At 67.4% G+C, this 22,141-nt stretch carries 24 protein-coding genes; 21 read left to right on the top strand and 3 right to left on the bottom strand.

All coding sequences use genetic code 11. The annotated features are described in order from the left end of the window. Positions 1-44: 44 nt before the first annotated feature. The 8 genes from AC1VNX_RS09305 to AC1VNX_RS09270 all read left to right on the top strand — a co-directional run bounded on the left by AC1VNX_RS09305 (position 45) and on the right by AC1VNX_RS09270 (position 8,097). Positions 45-1,676, top strand: a complete 1,632-nt coding sequence (locus tag AC1VNX_RS09305; protein WP_483156437.1) for an inorganic phosphate transporter — start codon at positions 45-47, stop codon at positions 1,674-1,676. An 18-nt stretch (positions 1,677-1,694) separates the two neighbouring features. Further along, on the top strand, positions 1,695-2,771 hold the full coding sequence (locus AC1VNX_RS09300) for a transporter (protein WP_483156436.1): 1,077 nt from the start codon (positions 1,695-1,697) through the stop codon (positions 2,769-2,771). Positions 2,772-2,868: 97 nt separating this feature from the next. After that, positions 2,869-3,726, top strand: a complete 858-nt coding sequence (locus tag AC1VNX_RS09295) for a 3',5'-nucleoside bisphosphate phosphatase (RefSeq protein WP_483156435.1) — start codon at positions 2,869-2,871, stop codon at positions 3,724-3,726. Then, positions 3,723-4,700: a DMT family transporter gene (locus AC1VNX_RS09290; protein WP_483156434.1), complete on the top strand. Its 978-nt coding sequence runs from the start codon at positions 3,723-3,725 to the stop codon at positions 4,698-4,700. The genes AC1VNX_RS09295 and AC1VNX_RS09290 overlap by 4 nt, the downstream gene beginning before the upstream one ends. Positions 4,701-4,721: 21 nt before the next feature. Then, positions 4,722-5,357: an L-threonylcarbamoyladenylate synthase gene (locus AC1VNX_RS09285; protein ID WP_019657850.1), complete on the top strand. Its 636-nt coding sequence runs from the start codon at positions 4,722-4,724 to the stop codon at positions 5,355-5,357. 41 nt (positions 5,358-5,398) lie between these two features. Continuing rightward, positions 5,399-6,070 carry a site-2 protease family protein gene (locus AC1VNX_RS09280; RefSeq protein WP_483156433.1) on the top strand — a complete coding sequence of 224 codons (672 nt, stop codon included), beginning with the start codon at positions 5,399-5,401 and terminating at the stop codon, positions 6,068-6,070. Positions 6,071-6,085: 15 nt separating this feature from the next. Then, positions 6,086-7,420 carry a tryptophan--tRNA ligase gene (locus AC1VNX_RS09275; RefSeq protein ID WP_483156432.1) on the top strand — a complete coding sequence of 445 codons (1,335 nt, stop codon included), beginning with the start codon at positions 6,086-6,088 and terminating at the stop codon, positions 7,418-7,420. 74 nt (positions 7,421-7,494) lie between these two features. After that, positions 7,495-8,097 (top strand): LuxR C-terminal-related transcriptional regulator, encoded by a 603-nt coding sequence (locus AC1VNX_RS09270; RefSeq protein WP_007837193.1) that lies wholly within the window; start codon positions 7,495-7,497, stop codon positions 8,095-8,097. A gap of 91 nt (positions 8,098-8,188) precedes the next feature. On the opposite strand, the gene AC1VNX_RS09265 is transcribed toward AC1VNX_RS09270, so the two are convergent. Together AC1VNX_RS09265 and shkS are read right to left on the bottom strand one after the other, a co-directional pair. After that, positions 8,189-9,352: a hypothetical protein gene (locus AC1VNX_RS09265; protein ID WP_483156431.1), complete on the bottom strand. Its 1,164-nt coding sequence runs from the start codon at positions 9,350-9,352 to the stop codon at positions 8,189-8,191. A 198-nt stretch (positions 9,353-9,550) separates the two neighbouring features. Then, the gene (gene shkS / locus AC1VNX_RS09260) at positions 9,551-10,966 is read right to left on the bottom strand and encodes a surface-behavior sensor histidine kinase ShkS (protein WP_483156430.1); all 1,416 of its coding nucleotides are present in this window, start codon (positions 10,964-10,966) and stop codon (positions 9,551-9,553) included. Positions 10,967-11,065: 99 nt separating this feature from the next. On the opposite strand from shkS, the gene AC1VNX_RS09255 reads away from it, so the two are divergent. The 6 genes from AC1VNX_RS09255 to AC1VNX_RS09230 all read left to right on the top strand — a co-directional run bounded on the left by AC1VNX_RS09255 (position 11,066) and on the right by AC1VNX_RS09230 (position 14,617). After that, positions 11,066-11,467, top strand: a complete 402-nt coding sequence (locus AC1VNX_RS09255) for a VOC family protein (RefSeq protein ID WP_483156429.1) — start codon at positions 11,066-11,068, stop codon at positions 11,465-11,467. Beyond that, complete coding sequence (locus AC1VNX_RS09250) at positions 11,461-11,862, top strand: phage holin family protein (protein ID WP_483156428.1); 402 nt, start codon at positions 11,461-11,463, stop codon at positions 11,860-11,862. The genes AC1VNX_RS09255 and AC1VNX_RS09250 overlap by 7 nt, the downstream gene beginning before the upstream one ends. Before the next feature lie 189 nt (positions 11,863-12,051). Next, complete coding sequence (locus tag AC1VNX_RS09245; protein ID WP_483156427.1) at positions 12,052-12,996, top strand: alkaline phosphatase D family protein; 945 nt, start codon at positions 12,052-12,054, stop codon at positions 12,994-12,996. Next, the gene (locus AC1VNX_RS09240) at positions 12,993-13,127 is read left to right on the top strand and encodes a hypothetical protein (protein WP_483156426.1); all 135 of its coding nucleotides are present in this window, start codon (positions 12,993-12,995) and stop codon (positions 13,125-13,127) included. The genes AC1VNX_RS09245 and AC1VNX_RS09240 overlap by 4 nt, the downstream gene beginning before the upstream one ends. A 139-nt stretch (positions 13,128-13,266) precedes the next feature. Continuing rightward, positions 13,267-13,449: a hypothetical protein gene (locus AC1VNX_RS09235; RefSeq protein WP_483156425.1), complete on the top strand. Its 183-nt coding sequence runs from the start codon at positions 13,267-13,269 to the stop codon at positions 13,447-13,449. A 157-nt stretch (positions 13,450-13,606) separates the two neighbouring features. Further along, positions 13,607-14,617, top strand: a complete 1,011-nt coding sequence (locus AC1VNX_RS09230) for a LacI family DNA-binding transcriptional regulator (RefSeq protein WP_483161918.1) — start codon at positions 13,607-13,609, stop codon at positions 14,615-14,617. Positions 14,618-14,626: 9 nt separating this feature from the next. Here the strand turns inward: AC1VNX_RS09230 and AC1VNX_RS09225 are convergent, their stop codons facing one another. Next, complete coding sequence (locus AC1VNX_RS09225; protein ID WP_483161917.1) at positions 14,627-15,373, bottom strand: IclR family transcriptional regulator; 747 nt, start codon at positions 15,371-15,373, stop codon at positions 14,627-14,629. A gap of 169 nt (positions 15,374-15,542) precedes the next feature. On the opposite strand from AC1VNX_RS09225, the gene AC1VNX_RS09220 reads away from it, so the two are divergent. The 7 genes from AC1VNX_RS09220 to AC1VNX_RS09190 are packed head-to-tail and all read left to right on the top strand — an operon-like array spanning position 15,543 to position 22,141. Next, complete coding sequence (locus AC1VNX_RS09220) at positions 15,543-16,529, top strand: Bug family tripartite tricarboxylate transporter substrate binding protein (protein WP_418122180.1); 987 nt, start codon at positions 15,543-15,545, stop codon at positions 16,527-16,529. 5 nt (positions 16,530-16,534) lie between these two features. After that, complete coding sequence (locus tag AC1VNX_RS09215; RefSeq protein ID WP_483156424.1) at positions 16,535-17,467, top strand: amidohydrolase family protein; 933 nt, start codon at positions 16,535-16,537, stop codon at positions 17,465-17,467. Continuing rightward, positions 17,464-18,450: a Bug family tripartite tricarboxylate transporter substrate binding protein gene (locus tag AC1VNX_RS09210; RefSeq protein WP_483156423.1), complete on the top strand. Its 987-nt coding sequence runs from the start codon at positions 17,464-17,466 to the stop codon at positions 18,448-18,450. The genes AC1VNX_RS09215 and AC1VNX_RS09210 overlap by 4 nt, the downstream gene beginning before the upstream one ends. A 55-nt stretch (positions 18,451-18,505) precedes the next feature. Then, positions 18,506-19,195, top strand: coding sequence for an RraA family protein (locus AC1VNX_RS09205; protein WP_483156422.1), 690 nt, complete (start codon positions 18,506-18,508; stop codon positions 19,193-19,195). Next, positions 19,192-20,121 (top strand): NAD(P)-dependent oxidoreductase, encoded by a 930-nt coding sequence (locus AC1VNX_RS09200; protein ID WP_483156421.1) that lies wholly within the window; start codon positions 19,192-19,194, stop codon positions 20,119-20,121. Before AC1VNX_RS09205 ends, AC1VNX_RS09200 begins: the two co-directional genes overlap by 4 nt. Before the next feature lie 42 nt (positions 20,122-20,163). Further along, positions 20,164-21,156, top strand: a complete 993-nt coding sequence (locus tag AC1VNX_RS09195) for a Bug family tripartite tricarboxylate transporter substrate binding protein (RefSeq protein WP_483156420.1) — start codon at positions 20,164-20,166, stop codon at positions 21,154-21,156. Between the two features lie 22 nt (positions 21,157-21,178). Then, entirely contained in the window at positions 21,179-22,141 is a 963-nt protein-coding gene (locus AC1VNX_RS09190) for a tripartite tricarboxylate transporter substrate binding protein (protein WP_483156419.1), read from the top strand.

Genomic DNA, 22,141 nt, shown 5'->3' with positions numbered 1-22,141 from the left:
CGGCGAACACCATCTGGAGCCATTCCAACACCCCAGAATCCCCCATGAACACGCTCGCAGCCCCGCAAGCCGAGGTGCCGTCCGCGCCTCCCACGCAACGGCCCAGGCTCGACGCCAAGCCCGGTCCGCTCACGCTAATCACCTTCGTGGGCCTGCTGGCCGCCGGCCTGCTCTTCACGGCCTGGAGCCTGGTCGGCGACGTCACTTCCTCCGGAGCCCCCGTCACCACCTGGGTGCCCTACATACTTCTTGGCGTTGCGCTGCTGATCGCGCTGGGCTTCGAGTTCGTCAACGGCTTCCACGACACCGCCAACGCGGTCGCGACCGTCATCTACACCCACTCGCTGCCGCCCAACTTCGCGGTGGTGTGGTCGGGCTTCTTCAATTTCCTGGGCGTGATGGTGTCCAGCGGCGCGGTGGCCTTCGGCATCATCGCGCTGCTGCCGGTTGAACTCATCCTGCAGGTGGGCTCCGGCGCCGGCTTCGCGATGGTGTTCGCGCTGCTGATCGCCGCCATCATCTGGAACCTGGGCACCTGGTGGCTGGGGCTGCCGGCTTCGTCCTCGCACACGCTGATCGGCTCGATCATCGGCGTGGGCGTGGCCAATGCGCTGATGCACGGGCGCGACGGCACCAGCGGCGTCGACTGGGCGCAGGCCACCAAGGTGGGCTATTCGCTGCTGCTGTCGCCGATGGTCGGCTTCGGCTGCGCAGCCCTGCTGCTGCTGGCGCTGCGCGCCTTCGTGAAGAACCGCGCACTGTATGAAGAGCCCAAGGGCACCGAGCCGCCGCCGTGGTGGATCCGCGGCCTGCTGATCCTCACCTGCACGGGCGTGTCTTTCGCGCACGGCTCCAACGACGGCCAGAAGGGCATGGGCCTGATCATGCTGATCCTGGTGGGCACGGTACCGATGGCCTATGCGTTGAACCGCGCGATGCCCGCCAACGAGAGCGTCAAGTTCGTGGCCGTGGCCGAGATGGCGCAGAACGCGCTGAACCGCAGCGTGCCGGCCTCGCTGCCCGCAATGGAGGCGGCCGCCGCGCGCGACACGCTTTCCAGCTATGTCCGCACCCGCGAGTTCACCCCCGCAGTGGTGCCCGCCCTGGCCGTGACGGCCGGCAGCATCGGCACGCAGGTGCGCCAGCATGGTTCGCTGGCCGGCGTTCCGGCGGACGCCGTCGCCAACGTGCGCAATGACATGTACCTGGCCTCCGAGGCCATCCGCCACCTCGACAAGAGCGGCGCGGCGAAGTTCGACGAGGAGACGAAGCTGCGCGTGGGCACCTTCCGCCAGGAGCTCGACAGCGCAACGCGCTTCATCCCGCTGTGGGTCAAGGTGGCCGTGGCGATCGCGCTCGGACTCGGCACGATGATCGGCTGGAAGCGCATCGTGGTCACGGTGGGCGAGAAGATCGGCAAGACGCACCTGAGCTACGCGCAGGGCGCCTCGGCCGAGGTGGTGGCCATGGTCACCATCGGCGCGGCCGACATGTACGGGCTGCCGGTGTCGACCACGCACGTTCTGTCTTCCGGCGTTGCCGGAACCATGACGGCCAGCGGCTCGGGCCTGCAGATGTCCACGCTGCGCAACCTCGCGCTGGCCTGGGTGCTGACGCTGCCGGTGGCGATGCTGCTGTCGGGCTCGCTCTACTGGCTGTTCACCCGCATCTTCTGAACTCGTCCATTTACTATCTTGTCGGCATTCCATGATCTCGCCGCCCAGTCCTACGGGGGCGACGAAGCCGGGCTGATCAGCGGCTACCTCTTCGACGCCCGCGCGCCCGAGCCCGCGCGGGCCATCGACTCGGCGCAGGCCGCCGCGTGGCTGGCCGAACAGCGCGATGTCGAAACCAGCGAAGCCCGCGTCGGCTGCGAAGGTGAAGACGCTCAGGAAAACCCCGCCTACGTCTGGCTGCACTTCAACCTGAGCCATGCGCATGCGGAGCGCTGGCTGGTGCGGCACGCGAATCTCTCCGACACCTTCTACGAGACGCTGCACGAGGGCCTGCCCTCCACGCGCATCGAGCGCGACGACGACTCGCTGATCGCCGTCATCAACGACGTGCACTTCGAGTTCAGCTTCGAGCCCTCGGACATCTCCACGCTGTGGATCAGCGTGGGCCCGCGCCTCGTGGTCACGGCGCGGACCAAGCCGCTGCGCTCGGTCGATGCGCTGCGCACGGCGGTGAAGGCAGGCGACGCGCCGCGCTCCAGCACCGAGTTGCTGGAGCACCTGCTGCGCGCGCAGGCCGACGTGCTGGTGAAGATCGTGCGCGGCGTCACTTCGCGCATCGACCGCATCGAGGACGAACTGCTGGCCGGCCGCCTCGACCACAAGCGCGCGCGACTGGGCGTGCTGCGCCGGCTGCTGGTGCGGCTGCAGCGGCTGCTGGCGCCCGAGCCGGCTGCGCTGTTCCGGCTGCTGCAGGGGCCGCCGGGCTGGATGTCGGAGCCCGATGCGCAGGCGCTGCGCGGCTCGACCGAGGAGTTCTCGGTGGTGCTGCGCGACATGCAGGCGCTGCAGGAGCGCATCAAGCTGCTGCAGGAAGAAATCGCGGCCAACGTCAACGAGGACAACAACCGCAGCCTGTTCGTGCTGACGGTGGTCACGGTGCTGGCGCTGCCGATCAACATCCTGGCCGGCCTGTTCGGCATGAACGTGGGCGGGATCCCGCTGGCGGATCACAAGCACGGCTTCTGGATCGTGGTGGCGATCGTGGCGACCTTCACCGTGGTGGCCGCCTGGGCGGCTTTTCGCAAGCAGCGCTGAGGCGCATGCAGCGGCGCAGTAATGCTATTTATTTAATAGCATCTTGCGCAGCATCCATGCGCCCGCAACGGTGTTCCAGACCCCATAGAATGCAGGGGTGTCCTCTATTCTCAATGCCGATCTCCACTGCCACTCCGTGGTCTCCGACGGCACGCTGACGCCCGAAGAACTGGCCGCGCGCGCCGCCGCCAACGGGGTCGAGCTCTGGGCCCTCACTGACCACGACGAGGTCGGCGGGCAGCACCGCGCCGCCGCCGCGGCCCGCGCCAACGGCATGCGCTACCTCACCGGCACCGAGATTTCCGTGACCTTCGCGGGCGAGACGGTGCACATCGTCGGCCTCGGCTTCGATGCCGACGACGCGGCCATCTCGCAGGGCCTGTACGACACGCGCGGCGGCCGCGGCAAGCGGGCGCAGGAAATGTCCGAGGGGCTGGCCAAGGTCGGCATCCACGGCGCGTACGAAGGCGCGCTCAAGTTCGTCGGCAACCCCGAACTCATCTCGCGCACGCACTTCGCGCGCTTTCTCGTCGAGCAGGGCCACTGCCGCGACACGCCCGAGGTGTTCCGCAAGTTCCTCACCGAAGGCAAGCCCGGCTACGTGCCGCACCGCTGGGCCTCGCTGAAGGATGCGGTGCACTGGATCACCGCTGCCAAGGGCATGGCCGTGATCGCACACCCGGGCCGCTACAAGTTCACGGCCAACGAGGAATACGCGCTCTTCCTCGAATTCAAGGCGCACGGCGGCAAGGCGATCGAGGTCGTCACCGGCAGCCACACGCCGGCCGAGTTCGTCGAGTACGCCGACAAGGCGCTCGAGTTCGATTTCGCCGCCTCGCGCGGCAGCGATTTCCACAGCCCCGACGAAAGCCACTGCGATCTCGGCAAGCTGCCGCCATTACCCGGCGCACTCACCCCCGTGTGGGAACTGCTCGGCGACCGTATCCAGCAGTGAGCCCAAGCCCCGGGACCAGCACCGACAACGCGGCGACCGTTGCGCTGGCGGCCGCTCGCGCGGCGCAGCAGCGAAGCTTGAGCAAGGAATCGGAACGCATCCTCGCCGGCATCGGCCTCGTGGTGCTGGCCGTGGCCTGCTTCGCCACGCTCGACACGGCCACCAAGTACTCCACGCTGGGCGTGCCCATCCTCATGGGCGTGTGGTTCCGCTATGCCTTCCAGGCGGTGGCGACCACGCTGGTGCTGCTGCCGCTGCGGGGCACGGCGCTGCTGCGCACGGGGCATCCGCGCTACCAGGCGCTGCGCGGTGCGCTGCTGCTGGCGTCGAGCATCTTCGCCTTCCTGAGCCTGCGCTACATGCCGCTGGCCGAGTTCACGTCGATCGTGCTGATCGCGCCGCTGGTCATCACGCTGCTGGCAGCCACCACGCTCAAGGAGCATGTTTCGCCGCTGCGCTGGACGCTGGTGGCGGGCGGCTTCATCGGCACACTGGTGATCCTGCGCCCGGGCGGCAGCGCGTTCAGCTGGGCCGTGCTGTTGCCGCTGGGGCTGGTGCTGAGCAACGCCTGGTTTCAGGTGCTCACGAGCAAGCTGGCGCAGACCGAGAACCCGCTGACCATGCACTTCTACACCGGCTGGGTGGGCACGCTGATCGTCTCGCTCGTGGTGCCTTTCGTGTGGACCTCGCTGCCCTCGTGGGAATGGTGGGCGCTGCTGTGCCTCATGGGTTTCATGGGCACGGTGGGGCACTTCATGCTGATCCTGGCCTACCAGCGCGCGCCGGCCTCCACGCTGACGCCTTATCTCTATGCACAGATCGCTTTCGCCATGCTCGGCGGCTGGATCGTCTTTTCCCATGTGCCGGACCGCTTCTCGCTCATCGGCATGGCGATGATCGCGGTCTGCGGCGCGGCCGGCGCGTGGCTCACGGTGCGCGAGCGCCGCGTGCCCATCGAGCCCGCCGAATCCTGACCAGGAGCCTTTTTCTTCATCATGGCCCAGTACTTCGAAGTCCACCCCGAGAACCCGCAGCAGCGCCTGCTGAAGCAGGCCGTCACGCTGCTGGAGCGCGGCGAGATCGTTGCCGTGCCCACCGACTCCAGCTATGCCCTGGCCTGCCATCTCGACGACAAGGACGCGGTAGACCAGCTTCGCCGCATCCGCCAGGTCGACGAGAAGCACCACCTCACGCTGCTGTGCCGCGACCTGAGCGAGCTGGCCAACTACGCGCGCGTCGACAACAAGCAATACCGCCTGCTGAAGGCGGCCACGCCCGGGCCCTACACCTTCCTGCTCGAAGCCACCAAGGAAGTGCCGCGCCGCGTGAGCCACCCGCAGCGCAAGACCATCGGCCTGCGCGTGCCCGACCACAAGGTGCTGCTGGAGTTGCTGTCGCTGCACGGCGCGCCGTTGCTGGCCACCACGCTGATCGCCCCGGGCGAGACCGAGGCGCTGAACGACGCGCAGACCATCCGCGAGCGTTTCGAGAAGCAGATCGCCGCGGTCATCGATGCCGGTGCATGCCCTTCGCAGCCGACCACAGTGGTTGACCTCACGCCCATGGGCACGGGCGACGACCCTGTCGTGGTGCGCCAGGGGCGCGGTGCGCTGGCCGTGCTGGGCCTCTGAAATCGGGGCTGAGAACTACTCCCGTCTGACACAATCGCCCAGTGGATATTTCAAGTCAGATTCAAGCCGTCCTGATCCTGGCGCTGCCAGTGCTGTTCGCCATCACGGTGCCCGCCGTGGTTCGAGGCCGCGTGGCAAGCCACTTCGGCGATCAGACGGCGGCCATGATGGGCCGGCTCACGCTCAACCCGATCAAGCACATCGATCCCATTGGCACTCTGCTGATTCCATTGGTGCTGTACTTCGCAACCTCGGGCGCGTTGCTGTTCGGCTATGCCAAGCCAATTCCATTCGATCCGCGCAATCTGCACAATCCAAAACGGGATCTACTCTGGGTGTCCCTATCAGCGCCGGCCGCCAACTTCTCGATGGCACTTGTATGGGCCATCCTCTTCGTCCTGCTGCGTGCCGCAGGTATCGATGAGCCTTTCTTCGTACAGATGGCGCAGGGCGGTGTGCTGGTCAACCTCGTGATGTGGGCCTTCAACCTGTTCCCCTTGCCACCGCTTGATGGCGGTCGCATCCTCGTGGGCTTGCTGCCGAATGGACCGGTGCCGAACTTTCTCGCGCGCATCGAGCCCTACGGCTTCTTTATCGTTATGGCTCTGGTGCTGGCCGGCGTTCTCGGCAAGCTTTGGCTGCAGCCGCTGATGGCTGCGGGCTACGCCATCATCAACACGATCCTTATTCCGTTTGTGGCTTTGCTGCGCTAAGTTTCCTCCTCGTCCATGGCTTCGTCTTCCAAAGCTCCCCTGCGCGTCCTGACCGGCATCACGCCATCGGGCACGCCGCACCTCGGCAACTATGTCGGCTCGATCCGCCACTCGGTGCGGCAAAGCGTCGCGCCCGGTGTGCAGAGCTTCTTCTTCCTGGCCGACTACCACGCGCTCATCAAGGTGCAGGAGCCGGCCCTGATCCAGCGCTCCACTCTCGAGATCGCCGCCAGCTGGCTGGCCTGCGGGCTCGACCCCGAGCGCGTCACCTTCTACCGCCAGTCCGACATCGTCGAGATTCCCGAGTTGACGTGGTTCCTCACCTGCGTGACCGGCAAGGGCGTGCTCAATCGCGCGCATGCCTACAAGGCGCAGCTCGACAAGAACGTGGCCAAGGGCGAGGACCCCGACGCCGACGTGACCGCCGGCCTCTTCATGTACCCGGTGCTCATGGGCGCCGACATCCTGATGTTCAACGCTCACAAGGTGCCCGTGGGCCGCGACCAGGTGCAGCACATCGAGATGGCGCGCGACATGGCGCAGCGCTTCAACCACCTCTACGGCGATCACTTCACGCTGCCCGAGGCCGAGATCGACGACGCAGTCGCCACCCTGCCCGGCCTCGACGGCCGCAAGATGAGCAAGAGCTACGGCAACACGATCCCGCTGTTCGCGCCGCGCGCGCAACTGCAAAAGCAGATTTCCAGCATCGTGACCGACTCGCGCGCCCCCGGCGAGCCCAAGGACACCGAAGGCTCGGCGCTGTTCCAGATCTACCAGGCCTTCGCCAGCGCCGAGGAAACCGAGACGCTGCGCAAGGCGTACGCCGATGGCATCGGCTGGGGCGACGCCAAGCAGATGCTGTTCGAGCGCATCGACCTCGAAGTGGCGCCGCTGCGCGAGCGCTACGAGGCGCTGATGAACGACCCGGCCCAGATCGAGCGCACCCTTCTGCTGGGCGCCGAGAAGGCGCAGGCGCTGTCCAAGCCGTTCATGGCCAGCCTGCGCCACGCGGTCGGCCTGCGCAACCTGGCGGCCGGCAAGGACAAGGGCCAGGCCAAGGCGGCCAAGGTCGCAAAACCCAGTTTCAAGCAGTACCGCGAGAAGGCGGACGGGCTTTTCTATTTCAAGCTGTTGGATGCGCGCGGCGAAACCCTGCTGCAAAGCCGTGGATTCGCCTCGCCGCAGGAAGCGGGCCGTACCATCGCAATCCTGCAAGCGCAGCGCGGCGAAGCATTGCCCGCGCTGGCCGGCCAGATGGAGCCCATCGGTACAGAAGGAATACGCGCCGTCGAAGAGGCGCTGGAGGCACTGACGGAAGCAACACCCGGCACAACCAGCGGGAGTTGATCCGGCAACGCCCATCGGCTTATCCGCCGATGAGCACGACGAGAGAAGACGGTGCGATCACAAAGGAAGAAAACATGAGCATTTATGTCATCGACGACCACCCCCTGATGCGCGACGCGATCGTGATGGTCTTGCGGCGCTTGCGCCCGGCCGAGAACATCGTCGAGCTCGAGCGCCTCGACAAGCTCGCAGGCTCCGTGCAGCAGCGTGGTGCGCCTACGCTTTTCTGCCTGGACCTGAAGCTGCCGGACACCAACGGCGTGTCGGGCGTGATCGCGGTCAAGCAGGTCTATCCGAACGTGCCGATCGCCGTTTACTCGGCAGCGCCGTCCGCCGACATGGAAGACGCCTGCATCGAGGCCGGCGCCGACACCTACATCGAGAAGTCGGCCAGCTCCAACGAGCTGGCGGCCGCCCTGCGCGGCCTGCTGATGGCCGGCTCGGAAGACGAGGCCGACGAGATGCCCGCCGCCAACAGCGGCAAGCTCTCGAAGCGCCAGACGCAGCTGATCGCCATGCTCGACAAGGGCATGAGCAACCGCGACATCGCGACCGACCTGGAGATCAGCGAGCACACGGTGAAGGTTCACCTGTGGCGCCTGTTCCGCAGGCTGGGCGTGAAGAGCCGTACGCAGGCGCTGCACTACGCGCGCACGAACGGGCTGCTGTCGGGCTGATAGAAGGCCCAACCTCTTCGACGATCCGGGTACCCCAAAAAGAACCGCGCTTGATGCGCGGTTCTTTTTTGTCTTCAAGCGCGCAGCGCGCTCAGTTGGGCTTTCTCTTGTAGGCCACCTGATGAGACACGCTCAAGGCATAGGTCGCCTGGTCGCCGACGAACTGCGTGTAGGCAGATGGGTCCAGTTCGACATCGACGTCCTCGGAAAAGTCCGCGTTGAACTTCTTCGTGTACACGTTGAACTTCGTTGTGGGCGTCGCGCCGCTGTACGCGGAGACGTCGATGTTCACTGTAGTTTCGACGACAGCTTCCCAGCCTTGGGGCGCATGCTGCGGAGCCACTGCTCCGGCGATACGGTACGAAGCCTTGGCGCCTGGGTTGCTCGACGGTGCGTACATCCTGTACCCAGGAACGACATAGTCCAGCGAGGTTCCACCGGCTTTCCCGATCGAAGTGCGGGCCAACCCCGTGATGTTCGCCGCAAGTTCATAGCTCATGCTGATCGGCGTGGCAGGCAGGTCCGTGGGGAGTGCGCCGGCCGCAACCGTGCTGTGCTCCCCCAACGCGCCAGGGAAGAGGCCGGCAGTCACCGACAGAGAGCCTGTGCTTCGGTATTGGGTCTGGAAATCAGCAGGAAGGCCCAAGCCTGAATTGCAGTTCGAGGCGCTCAACCCCGGAGTCCAGAAATCGGCAAGATGGCTATCGAGCCGGTACGCATCGCACACTTGGATGTTGGCGGTCCTGCTCGAATCTGGCGTCGCCGTGGTCTCGACAAGCGCGAACTTCAGCATGGGCCCAGTGGACGCGGGCACCACCGAAGTAATCGTCGCATCCACCGGGGCGCTGTCCCTTTCCCCATCATTGACGATCAGGCGAACGGTGTAGTCACCCACGACATCCAGCAGGAGAAACGGCTTCGCGCCCGCCGACTCAACGAGCACCGACTGGCTCGCGAAAGGCTTGGACCGCAGTTCCCAACGGTAGGTTTTGGTCTTGCCGCTCGCCACGGTGCTCGCGCTGCCATCAAGGTTGAAAACCTGCCCCAGCACTCCGTTGGAAGGCGCGGTCACCACTGCGATAGGAGATGGAACCGCACCCGGATCCGATGGCTGGTTTCCCGGGGATGGCGCCGGCACCGGTGCAGGCACCGGAAATGGAAAACCGCCCCCCGACGAACCACCACCGCCGCCGCATGCGCCCAGCAACACGAGCGCGGCACTGCTTGCCAAGACGTGCTTGACTTGTCTCTTCATATCTATTTGATCCCTCCACCCGAATAGAAATAGTTCTCCAGCTCACAGAATCGTGGTTCTGGAGGCATCGCGAGATGCGTCGGGGATCGTAGATGACGTTACCGAAAGTATCCAAAGCGTCCCTAAGCGACCGGGGGTCGTCGGAGTTCGGGCGCGCAGAACGCGCAGAAATGTGCGGGCAGTCAGCCCGCGACCAGCTCAGCCGCCGGAGGCCGTCACCCGCGCCTGCGCCACCGCTTCATCGGCGTCGTGCAGCGCCACGCGGAACACGCTGCCGCTGCCCAGGCGCGAACGCACACTCACCGGGTGCCCCAGCACGTGCGAGAGGCGCGCGACGATGGCGAGGCCCAGGCCGAAGCCGTCCGAGGTGCCGGCGTGGTCGGCGACCTTGTAGAACTCCAGGAACACGTCGCGCAGGTGCTCGGGCGCGATGCCGATACCCGTGTCCCACACCTCCACGCGCAGGCCGTCGCGTGCCTGACGGGCGGCGAGCAGCACACCGCCTTCGGTCGTGTACTTGATCGCGTTGGCCAGCAGGTTGCCGATCATGCGGCGCACGCGGATGGGGTCGGTGAGGAAGGAGCCCTCGCACATGTGCACGCGGAAATCCAGGCCGCGGCTCTCGGCCACGGGGCGGTATTGCAGCTCGAGGTCGTGCAGCAGCTCGGGCACGTCGACGCGCTCGACGTGCAGGCGCACCTGGCCCGAGTCGATGCGCGCCAGGTCGAACATGGAGTCGAACAACGCGTTCACCGCATGCGTGGCGCGCACGATCTTCGGCGCGAGCTCCAGCACCAGCTCGGGCTCGTTGCGCAGCCAGTCGGCATACAACGAAAGTGCCAGCACGGGCTGGCGCATGTCGTGCGCGGCGCTGGCCAGGAAGCGGTTCTTCATGGCCACGGCCGACACCGCCGCCTGCCGCTGCTGGGTCAGCGACTTGATGAGGATGTGGTTGTGGAACAGCAGCTCCAGGCTGTTGCGCGCCGTCTCATGGATGTGCCGCCCGGCCCGCAGCAGCAGGAACCAGTGGAGGATCGGCAGTATGGGCATCAGGTAGCCGTACTGGAACTGCGGATGCTGCAGCGTGATGGACACCAGCCGTATCAGCACCGCGCCCAGCATCGTGATGAACAGCGTGTTCACGTAGCGCTTGAGCAGCGGCGGATGCAGCGCCAGCCCGTTGAGCGGAAAGGTGCCCACGCCGGCCACGATGAGCCAGCTCATGAACTGGTTGACCTGCGGCGTGCGCTCGAAGAACAGCAGCACCGACAGGCCCCACACCACCGCGCTGGTGCTCCATACGAAGCCGTAGCGCTCGGTGAACTGCTGCTGCGCCGCCGAGCTGCGACCGGCATAGCGCAGCGCGTAGACCCTCGCGCCCCAGGCGCGGCAGGCCGTGGCGATGACGCCGGCCAGCAGCCAGGTGAGCAACTCCCAGCGCGGCACGTAGCCCCAGTTCAGGCCGACCATCGCGGGCATCAGCGCGGCCGAAACGAAGTAGGAGCCGCGCGCGGAGCGCATCAGGCTGCGGATGAGTTCGCCGCGTACCCACGATTCGGCCTCGTCGGCCGAAGCGGGAGCGGGGGTCATGCTGGCGATCGACGCATTGGCCATAAGCCGGCGATCTTAACGGCCCGTCCGCCAATGTTTCATGGGGTAACAATCGATCGTTGCATCCACAATGCAAGCGATAACCCGGAAGGATTAACCCGCATGCTGTCCCATGTCTACATCGGCGCGAACGACTTCGGGCGTGCCTTTTCCTTCTATTCAGCGCTCATGCGCGATCTCGGCCTGAAGCTGAGGTTCCGCGACGACAGCAAGCCCTGGGCCGGCTGGCAAAGCCCCGACGCGCCCCGCCCTCTCTTCCTGGTGGGCACCCCGTACGACGAGCATGCCGCCTCGCCCGGCAACGGACAGATGGTGGCGCTGATGGCCGCCGACCGTGCCGTGGTGGACCGCGCCCATGCAACCGCCCTGGCGCAAGGCGGGACCTGCGAAGGCCCACCCGGCCTCAGGCCGCACTACCACGCGGACTACTATGGAGCCTATTTCCGCGACCCTGACGGCAACAAGCTCTGCGTCTGCTGCCACACACCACCGAATCAATGCTGAACAACCTGACTCCCTTCCTCGTCCACTGGGCCATCACCGGCATCTCGCTGTGGGTGGCCAGCCATCTCTTTCGCGGGCTGAAGTTCGACAGCACCGGCGCGCTGGTTGTCTCGGCACTGCTGCTGGGCCTGGCCAACGCGATCGTCAAGCCGCTGTTGATCGTGCTCACGCTGCCGCTGACGCTGGTCACCTTCGGGCTCTTCCTGCTGGTCATCAACGCGCTGATGATCCTGCTGGTGGCCGCGCTGGTGAAGGGCTTCAGGGTCTCGGGCTTCTGGACCGCGCTCTTCGCGAGCATCTTCATCTCGCTGCTGAGCGTGGTCATCGGCTCCTTCGTCACCGGCAGCGACCCTGCCGAGAAGGTGCAGATGCCGCAAAGCGGCAACTGGCTCTGAACGAGAACTTCGCGGCCTCGCCGCTGGCGAACCGCCTGCCGCGCATGCAAGGAAAGCACTGCGCCAGCTGAAGAAAGAGCCCGCCTGAGCGAGCGGCGCCATCCCATATTCTGCGGAGGGACAGCGCGCGGCGACTGCCTATGATCCGCCTCACCCCGGCACCGAGACCGGCGGAACGAGGAGTCCCCCATGAAGATCGCCTTCACGTCGTGCATGAACTTCAAGCCCGGCCCCGAGGGCTACCAGCGCGTGTGGAACCGCATCGCGCAGGAGCAGCCCGACTACCTGTTCCTTCTGGGCGACCAGATCTACATGGACTACTTCCCCAATCTGGGCGACCCGTCCGGCGGGGACGCCGCCATGTTCGCCGAACTGATGCAGGGCAAGTACGAAGCGCAGTGGAACGTGCCGAACTTCAAGGCCCTGCGGGACGCGCTGCGCCAGAAGCAGGACAACGGCGGCGGCGTGTACGGCACCTGGGACGACCACGACTTCGCCTGGAACAACGCGCACGGCTCGGACCTCAAGCAGGAGGTGAAGCAGCAGACACGCCGGCTCTTCACCAAGTACATGCAGATCGAGCAACTGCGCAACCCCGTGCATCTCGATCCGGCCATCGACGGCATCTACTACTCGATTCCGCTGGTGCACCAGCAGCAGCGCATCGGCAAGGCCATCTTCCTCGACACCCGCTGGTACAGCACCGCCCCCGGCGACTCCAAACCGCTGCTCGGGCAGAAGCAGCTCGACTACCTGAAGCAGGAACTGGCCGACGAGCAGGGCTACGTGGTGATCTGCGCCGGCACGCCGATCCGCGCGACCGGCAACGGCTGGATGCGCTACCGCGACGATTACGCAAAGTTCCGCGCGATCATTCAGGGGCGCAAGTCGATCTTCCTGACCGGCGACATCCATGAGAACGCCTTCCTGCCGCCGGCGGGCGAGACGAAGATGTTTGAAGTGGTCTCCTCCGGCGCCTTCGTCACCAAGTACTACCTCACGGGCGAACGAGAGAACTTCGGCATCCTCGAATACTCGCCCGCGAGCACCGACATCAAGCTCTACGACAAGAAGGGGCTCGAGATGCACAACGTCATCGACAACGCCACCTTCATGCACCGGGAGATCCAGTGAAAACAACCTGGAAGATCTTTCGAGGAATCCTCGCGGCGGCCGGTCTCTGCACGGCATCGATGCTCGCGCAGGCCCAGTTCGTCGGCGAGCTGGTGCTGGAGCCGGCGGGATGCACCCAGACCGGCAAGTGAAGGTCAGGAACAAGCTCCGGTTCACCGACAGCAACAAGCTCGTCTGGGAAACCTACGGCTGCGGCGGCAACTGCGGCGGCGCCTCACGGCGAGCGACGGCAAGCCCCTGATCCGCTATCGCGAGGCCGACTACGCGACCGTGACCAGCGAGTCCGAACTCGCCGTGCTCGAACAGGAACTGCAGGCCAACCCCGAGGGCATCAGCCTGGAAGACCTGGAGAAGCGCGCGCAGCTCAAGCGCCCCAACGACTTCTTTCTACTACCGCAACGGCGACCAGGTTCGCATGAAGAATCTGGCAGTCACGGAGTGACCGGCGGTTGAAGGGCGGGCGGAGTTCCCGGCGTATCCTCCGGAGCATCGATCCGGGCGATGCCTCGTCGCATATCCTCGGAACCGCCCGCCCGAGAAAGAAGCTCCGTCCTTGTCGCCGACCAAAGCCTCCCCCGCCTCCGCTCCTGGCCTCGCCCGCCCCGCGACGATGGCCGACGTGGCCGCGCGCGTCGGCGTGTCGAAGATGACGGTGTCGCGCGCGCTCAACCGCGGCGCGAGCAGCGACCGCGTGACCTCCGAGGCGCTGCGCCAGCGCATCCTGCAGGCTTGCGAGGAGATGGGCTATGTCATCGACCAGACGGCGCGCACCTTCTCCAGCAAGCGATCGGGCTTCGTCGCGGTGCTGATTCCTTCGCTCAACAACTCCAACTTCTCCGAAACCGCGCAGGGCATCACCGCCGCCGTGGAGGCGCGCGGGCTGCAGGTGCTGCTGGGCTACACCGACTACCGCGTGGAGACAGAGGAGCGCCTGCTGCGCGCCATGCTCGCGCGCCGGCCCGAGGGCGTGATCCTCACCGGCGGCTCGCACACGCCGGCCGCACGCGCCATGCTGCAGGCAGCGGGCGTGCCGGTGGTCGAGACCTGGGACCTGCCGGCCGCGCCCATCGAGCACACCGTGGGCTTCTCGAACGCCGAGGCCGCCGCCGCGATGGTGCGCCACCTGCACGCCAAGGGCTACCGGCGCATCGCCTTCATCGGCGGCACCTCCAACCGCGACACGCGCGGCGCCGACCGCCAGCGCGGCTATGCGAACGCGATCCGCGAACTGGGCCTGCCCGACGGCCGCGTGATCAGCTTCGGCCAGCCACCGATCTCGATGGCGCAGGGCGGCGAGGCCGTGGCGCAGCTCATCCGCCAATGGCCCGACGTGGATGCGGTGATCTGCGTGTCCGACCTCTCGGCCTTCGGCGCGCTGATGGAATGCCAGCGCCGCGGCTGGGAAGTGCCCGGCCGCATCGCCATCGCGGGCTTCGGCGACTTCGAGGTCGCGCGCGCCTGCCATCCGCGCATCACCACCGTGGCGGTGGATTGCGTGGGCATCGGCAAGGCGGCAGGAGAGTTGCTGCTGCGCGTGATCGACGGCACGCGCGAGGGGCATCGGCCGCCGGCGGAGACGGTGCTGATTCCGTTCCACATCGAGCAGCGCGAGAGTTCCTGAGCCCTCCCGTCAGGGGTGCCAGGTCGACACCACCGCAGGCGTCTGCGCAGTAGGCCGGCCCGCGAGCGCATAGGAGAGTTCGTTCGCGGCTTTCATGATCGTCTTGGCAAGCCCGATCAGCTTGGCCTTGGGCAACCGGTCCGAGGGGCCCGAGATGCACACCGAGCCCAGCAGCGCCCAGCGCAGCCCGAAGACCGGCGCCGACACCGTCGCCACGTTCTTCTCGCGCTCGCCGATGGAGTAGTGGTAGCCCTTCTTGCGGATGTCCTCGTAGAGCTTTCCGGGCTCGCCGGAGAACGCGAGGATCACGCGGCCTGGTGAGCCCAGGTCCAGCGGGAGCATCGCGCCCATGCGTGCGTGGTGCCGGATGGGCTGCGGCCCTTCCACGCGCGCAAGGCAGGTCCTGGAATTTCCTTCGCGCACGTAGAAGGCGGCGCTCTCGCCCGTTGCCTGCGACAGGGCGAGCAGCATCGGCTCGACCACGCCGTTGGCATCGAAGCTGGCCTGGTAGCGGGCACCGAGCCAGCCGGCCGCGGGGCCCAGCCGCCAGCCGCCGTCCTCGCGCTGCACCACGTAGCCGGCGAGCGCCAGCGTGCGCAGCAGGCGCAGCGCGGTCGTCTTGTGCATCTGGCTGCGACGCGTGAGTTCCGCGAGCGAGAGGTGCTCGTCCTGCATGCCGAAGGTATCGAGCAACTGCAGCGCACGGATGACGGCGGTGACTCCGCCCGAGGCCTCGGCGTCCGCCTCGCGGGGCATCTCGATCACTTCCTTGAGCGCGGATCCGGTCTTCGAATTTTGTTTCACACAGTGGTCCAAGGTCCGTTCAGTGGACCACCATTGTATGGAATGGAACGCAAACCTAAAGTCGTTCCACGCCTCGCAGCACGGCCTGCAGGTGGGTAACGAACGATAAGGAGACAGACCCATGCGTACCTCGAGCCTCGGCTCCATTCCTCGTCGCGCGGCCCTCGGCCTCGCCCTTCTTCTCGCCTCGGGCATCGCGGCGGCGCAGGCCTATCCGGCGCGCCCGATCAAGCTCATCGTGCCGTTCCCGCCGGGCGGCGGCACGGACATCATCGCCCGCGAGGTGGCCAACAAGGTCGCGACCTCCGAAGGCTGGACCATCGTCATCGACAACAAGCCCGGCTCCGGCGGCAACATCGGCGTCGACGCGGCAGCCAAGGCCAGCCCCGACGGCTACACGCTGGTGCTGGGCCAGACCAGCAACCTCGCGATCAACCCGTCGCTCTACACCAAGCTGCCCTACGACCCGGTGAAGGACCTCGCAGCAGTGGGCCTCGTCGCATCGGCGCCGCTGGTGGTGGTCGTGTCTTCCGCCTCGCCCTACAAGAAGCTCGCCGACGTGGTCGCCGCCGCGAAGGCCAAGCCCACCGCGCTCAACTACGCGAGTTCGGGCAACGGCACCGTGGCCCACCTCGCGACCGAGCAGTTCCAGAAGGTCGCCGGCATCCAGCTCACGCACGTGCCCTACAAGGGCGCATCGCAGGGCATGACCGACCTGGTCGGCGGGCAGATCCAGCTCTACGTGTCGTCGGTGCCGACGCTCATCGCGCAGATCAAGAGCGGACAGCTGCGCGCGCTGGCCGTGACCTCGCTGCAACGCAACCGCGACCTGCCCGACGTGCCCACCATGGTCGAGGCCGGCTACAAGGACTTCGAGGCCGTCACCTGGTTCGGCGTGGCGGGCCCCGCGGCGATGCCGAAGGACGCGATCGCAAAGCTCAACGCAGCCTTCAACAAGGCCCTCGCGACGCCCGACGTGCAGAAGAAGCTCGCGGCGCAGGGCGCAGAGGTGCTGTCCGGCCCGCCGGAGAAGTTCGCCTCGCTGATCCGCACCGACGGCGTACGCTGGGGCGCAATCGTGAAGGCCTCGGGCGTCCGGCTGGACTGATTCCGATGTCCGGCTCCATCGTCGCGGGCACCGTTTCGCCCGCCATGCCCACCGCGCCCTTCTCTGCCGGGCACGGACGCACGCCGGTCGAGGTACCGCCGGGTGCCTGCGACTGCCACGTGCACCTGTACGACTCGCGCTATCCGCAAGCACCGGGCGCGAAGCTGACGCCGCCGGACGCCACCGCGCACGACTACCGCCTGCTGCAGCAGCGCACCGGCACCGAGCGCGTGGTGTTCGTGACGCCCTCCACCTACGGCACCGACAACCGCCCCCTGCGCGATGCGCTCGCCGCCTTCGGTGCGCAGGCGCGCGGCGTGGCGGTCATCGACGAGAACACCGGCGACGACGAACTGCGCTCGCTGCACGACTGCGGCGTGCGCGGCATCCGGCTCAATCTCTCGCTCGGCGTCGTGAACACCGCCGCGCAGATCGCGCCGCTGGCAAGGCGCATCGCCCCGCTGGGCTGGCACCTGCAGCTGCTCGCGCCGGCGGACGTGCTGGTGCAACTCGCGGGCGTGCTCGAAGACCTGCCCGTCCCCCTGGTGTTCGACCACTTCGCACGGCTCGCGCCGTTGACGGCCGGCAGGCATGCGGCACATGCGCTGATCCTGCGCCTGCTCGCATCGGGCCGCGCATGGATCAAGCTCTCGGGCAGCTACATCGTGAGCGAGGAAGGCCCGCCGCACTTCGCGGACGTGGCACCGCTGGCAAGGAGCTTTCTGCAGGCCGCGCCGCAGCGCGTGCTGTGGGGCAGCGACTGGCCGCACGCCAGCGCCAGTGCCGGCCACCAGACCATGCCCGACGACGCGCACCAGATGACATTGCTCGCCGGCTGGACCGGGACGTCGGACGCCTTGCGCCGCGTGCTGGTCGACAACCCGGCCGCGCTCTACGGCTTCGACAGACAGAACAACGCTTCCACGGAGACAATATGACCCGCATGCACAGGCGCCGCTTCGGCGCATTGGGCCTGTCCGCGCTCGCCGCGGCGTCGCTGCCCGCACTCGCACAGGGCCAGTGGCCCACCGGCAGGCCCATCACCTGGGTCGTGCCCTACCCGCCGGGCGGCACCACCGACATTCTCGGCCGCGCCATCGCGCAGCGGCTGGGCGCATCGCTGGGCACGACGGTGATCGTCGACAACAAGGCCGGCGCCACCGGCACCATCGGCTCCGCCTTCGTCGCGCGGTCCACGCCCGACGGCTACACGCTGCTGGGCACCTCGATCGGCCCGCAGGCCATCGTGCCGAACCTGCTGCAGAAGATGCAGTACGACCCGGTTGCAGCCTTCGCCCCGGTGACCTTGATCGGGACCATTCCGCACGTGCTGGTCGTCGGTACTGCACAGCCGATGCGCACCGTGGCAGACCTCGTCGCGCAGGCGAAGGCGCGGCCCGAGGAGCTGTCGTTCGCGTCCGGCGGCAGCGGCACCATCCTGCAGATGCAGGGCGAGCTGCTGCGCCTGCAGACAGGCACGCGCATGACGCACGTGCCCTACAAGGGCGACACGCCGGCCATCCAGGATGTGCTGGCCGGCCACACCAGCTTCATGTTCGCGCCGGTGGCCGCGGCGCTGCCGCATATCCAGGGTGGCCAGCTGAGGGCGCTGGCCGTCACCTCGGCCGCGCGGCTGAAGGCGCTGCCGGATGTGCCCACGATGGGCCAGGCCGGCTTCAAGGATTTCGTGGTCGAGCAGTGGCAGGCGCTCTACGCGCCGGCGGGCACGCCCGCCGCCGTGGTCCAGAGGCTCAACGCCGAGGTGGTGCGCCAGCTGAAGGACCCCGAGATCGCCGCCATGGCCGACAAGCTCGGCGTCACCCTCGTGGGCAGCACGCCGCAGCAGCTCGCCGACACCCAGAAAGCGGACCTGGCCAAGTGGGCCAAGGTCGTCAAGGACGCGGGCATCAAGCCCGAATGAGCCTGGCCCTCTTCATTTCCTCCCATCCATCACCATCACTCCAAGAGGTTTCCCCATGTCATCTCCCCTCCCCGACGTCATTCGCGACTTCGAGCGCGTGCCTGCGAACATCGTGGCGCAGGCGGCCGAGTTCCAGCCCGCCATCCTGGCCGACGTGGCCGGCCGCCGCGGCGCGCTGGACGGCCGCATCAAGGCCCTGCGTCCCCGCATGAAGCTGGCGGGCACCGCGATCACCGTGGAAGTGCGCCCCGGCGACAACCTGATGATCCACGCCGCCATCGCCATGGCCAAGCCCGGCGACGTGCTCGTCATCGACGGCAAGGGCGACCTCAGCTCCGCGCTCATGGGCACGATCATGATGACCGCCTGCCGCCAGCTCGGCATTGCCGGCGTGGTGATGGACGGCGCCTGCCGCGACAGCATCGAGATCGACGAGATGGACTTCCCCGTCTTCTGCGCGGGCACCAATCCGAACGGCCCCACCAAGAGCATCGGCGGCCGCATCGGGCATCCGGTGTCGATCGGCGGCGTGACGGTGCGTCCGGGCGACTTCGTCATCGGCGACGCCGACGGCGTGGTGGTGGTGGAGCGCGAGAAGATCGAATCGCTGCTGCCGCTGGCCGCGAAGAAGGTGAAGGACGAGGCCGCGCGCATCGCCGCCATCAAGCAGGGCGACACCGCCGCCAAGTGGCTCGATTCCGCGCTGCGTGCGGCCGGCGTCCTGAAGGAAGGCGAGACGCTGTGACAGCCATTCTGGTGACGGGCGCCGACCTGGCGCCGCAGGCGGTGAAGCTGCTCGAAGGCCACGAGATCGTCTACGCGGGCAAGACGCCGACCGAAGACGACCTCGTTACGCTGTGCCGCGCGCACGACCCGGTGGCCATCATCGTGCGCTACGGCAAGGTGGGCGCGGCCGTCATGGACGCGGCCCCTTCGCTGAAGGTGATCTCCAAGCACGGCAGCGGCACCGACACCATCGACAAGGCTGCGGCGCAGGCGCGCGGCATCGAGGTGGTCGCGGCCGTGGGCGCGAATGCGGCGGCGGTGGCCGAGCAGGCGCTCGCGCTGCTGCTGGCCTGCGCGAAGTCGGTGGTGGCGCTGGATGCGCGCATGCACGCGGGCCACTGGGACAAGGCGACGCACAAGAGCCTCGAACTCGGCGGCCGCACCATCGGCCTGATCGGGCTCGGCGCCATCGGGCTGCGCTTCGCGCGCATGGTCGATGCGCTGGGCATGCGCGTGCTCGGCTTCGACCCTTACGCGAAGAACCTGCCCGCCTACGTGCAGGCCGCGGACCTCGCGACCATCTGGGCCGAGTCGGACGTCATCTCGCTGCACTGCCCGCTGACCGACGAGAACCGGGGGTTGATCAATGCGGACACGCTGGCGCGCTGCAAGCGCGGCGTGATCGTGGTCAACACTGCGCGCGGCGGCCTGATCGACGAAGGGGCCCTGCTGGCGGCCGTGCGCTCGGGCCAGGTCTTCATGGCAGGGCTGGACAGCTTCGCGGTGGAGCCGATGACCGCGGGCCACCCCTTCCAGGGAGAGAAGAACATCGTGCTGAGCCCGCACATCGGCGGCGTGACCAGCGACGCCTACGTCAACATGGGCGTGGGCGCCGCGAAGAACCTGCTTCAGGTGCTGGAGCGACAGACGGCGGCGAGCAGCTGAAGGCATCGCCACCATCCCGACCAATAACAAGGAGACAACAGAATGAAGAGCGGCAAGAATGGCCGCCGGGCCGGGCTCACGCTCGCGCTCGGCCTGCCGGTCGCACTGGCAGTCCACATGCAGGCGCACGCCCAGGCCTGGCCGGCCAAGCCGGTGCGCGTGCTCGTCGGCTTCTCCGCGGGCGGCCCCACAGACGTGGTGGCGCGCGCCTTCGCAGACCACGCATCGCGCGCGCTGGGCCAGCCATTCATCGTGGACAACAAGCCCGGCGCCAACACGATCCTCGCAGCCGAAGCGGTCGCCGCGGCGCCGGCGGACGGCTACACGCTGCTGCTGGGCGCGACGAACCACACGATGATCCCGGCGCTCTACAGCCAGCGCGTCAAATTCGACGCGGTGCGCTCCTTCGCGCCGGTGTGCTCGCTGGCCGTAAGCCCCACGGTGCTGGTGGTGGGGCCGTCGATGCCGGTGAAGTCGCTCGGCGCCTTCCTGCAGGCCGTGAAGGCCGAGCCGGGCAAGCGCACCTATGCCACGCCGGGCTCGGGCAGCTCGGGCCACTTCGCGAGCGCGCAGTTCACGCAGCTCACGGGCACCTCGATGAACCACATCCCCTACAAGGGCGCGGCGCAGGCCGTGACCGATCTCATCGGCGGGCAGGTCGACAGCTCCTTCGCCACGCTGGGCTCGGTGCTCGCACAGGTGCAAAGCGGCAAGCTGACCGCGCTGGCGGTGGCTGCGCCGAAGCGCTCGGCGCTGCTGCCCGGCGTGCCGACCTTCGAGGAGGCCGGCGTCAAGGGCTACACGGCCGACGCCTGGTACGGCCTGCTGGCACCGGCGAAGACACCGCCCGAGGTGCTGGCCACGCTTCGCCGCGTGGCGACCGAGTTCTCCCAGGCGCCGGCCACGCAGGAAAAGCTGCGCTCGCTGGGCATGGAGACCCGCAACACCTGCGGCGACGCATTCGGTGCGCAGCTCGCGGGCGAGGTCAAGCTCTACGGCGATCTGGCCCGATCGCTCGACCTCAAGACCGAATGAACGCATACGAGAGGAACACACCATGAAAGCCATCCGACGCATGCTCGCCGCATGCACCCTCATCGCGGCCGCAGCGACTTCCGCACAGGCCGCCTATCCGGAGCGCCCCATCACGCTGGTCGTGCCCTATGCACCCGGCGGATCGGCGGATGCGCTCGCGCGCGTGCTGGCCGTGCGCGTGGGCATGAAGCTGGGCACCACCGTGATCGTCGACAACCGGCCCGGCGCAAGCGGCACCATCGGCGCGGGCTTCGCGGCCAAGGCCGCGCCCGACGGCTACACCGTGCTCTACGACGCCACGCCCTACTCGATCAACCCGCATCTCTTCGCGCGCATGCCCTATGCCGCCAACGCGCTGCAGCCGCTGGCGCTGGTCGCCCTGGCGCCCAACATCGTGATCGTGCGCGCCGAATCGCCGTTGAAGAGCATCAAGGACCTTGCGGACAAGGCCAAGGCCGAACCCGGAAAGATCAACTTCGCATCGGGCGGCAGCGGCACCGTGCAGCGGCTCGCGGCGGAGCTGCTGCGCCAGCGGCTCGGTCTCGACATGGTGCACGTGGGCTACAAGAGCGGCGGCCCCGCCATCACCGACGTGATGGGCGGGCAGGTCGACTTCATGTTCAGCACCATCGCCGCCTCGTATCCGCTCGTGTCCTCCGGCAAGCTGCGCGCGCTGGCGGTGTCTTCGCCGCAGCGTTCGCCACGCCTGCCAGAGGTGCCGACCATCGCCGAGACCGTGGTGCCCGGCTACGAGGCCTACGAATGGAACGGCGTCTTCCTGCCCACCGGCACGCCGGCACCCATCGCCGAGAAGCTGCACAAGGCGGTGGTCGAGGCGCTGAAGGAAGAGGAAGTGAAAAAGCGCTTCGTCGACGTCGGCGTGCAGCCGGTAGGCTCGACGCCCGCCGAGTTCGCCGACTTCCTGAAGAAGGAAGATGCGAAGTGGGCGGACGTGATCCGCAAGGGCAACATCAAGCTCGACTGA

The organism is Variovorax sp. TLI9-5A (assembly GCF_056867935.1).
The sequence above is the reverse complement of the archived record's forward strand: the minus strand, read 5'-3'. Positions and strand labels throughout refer to the sequence as shown.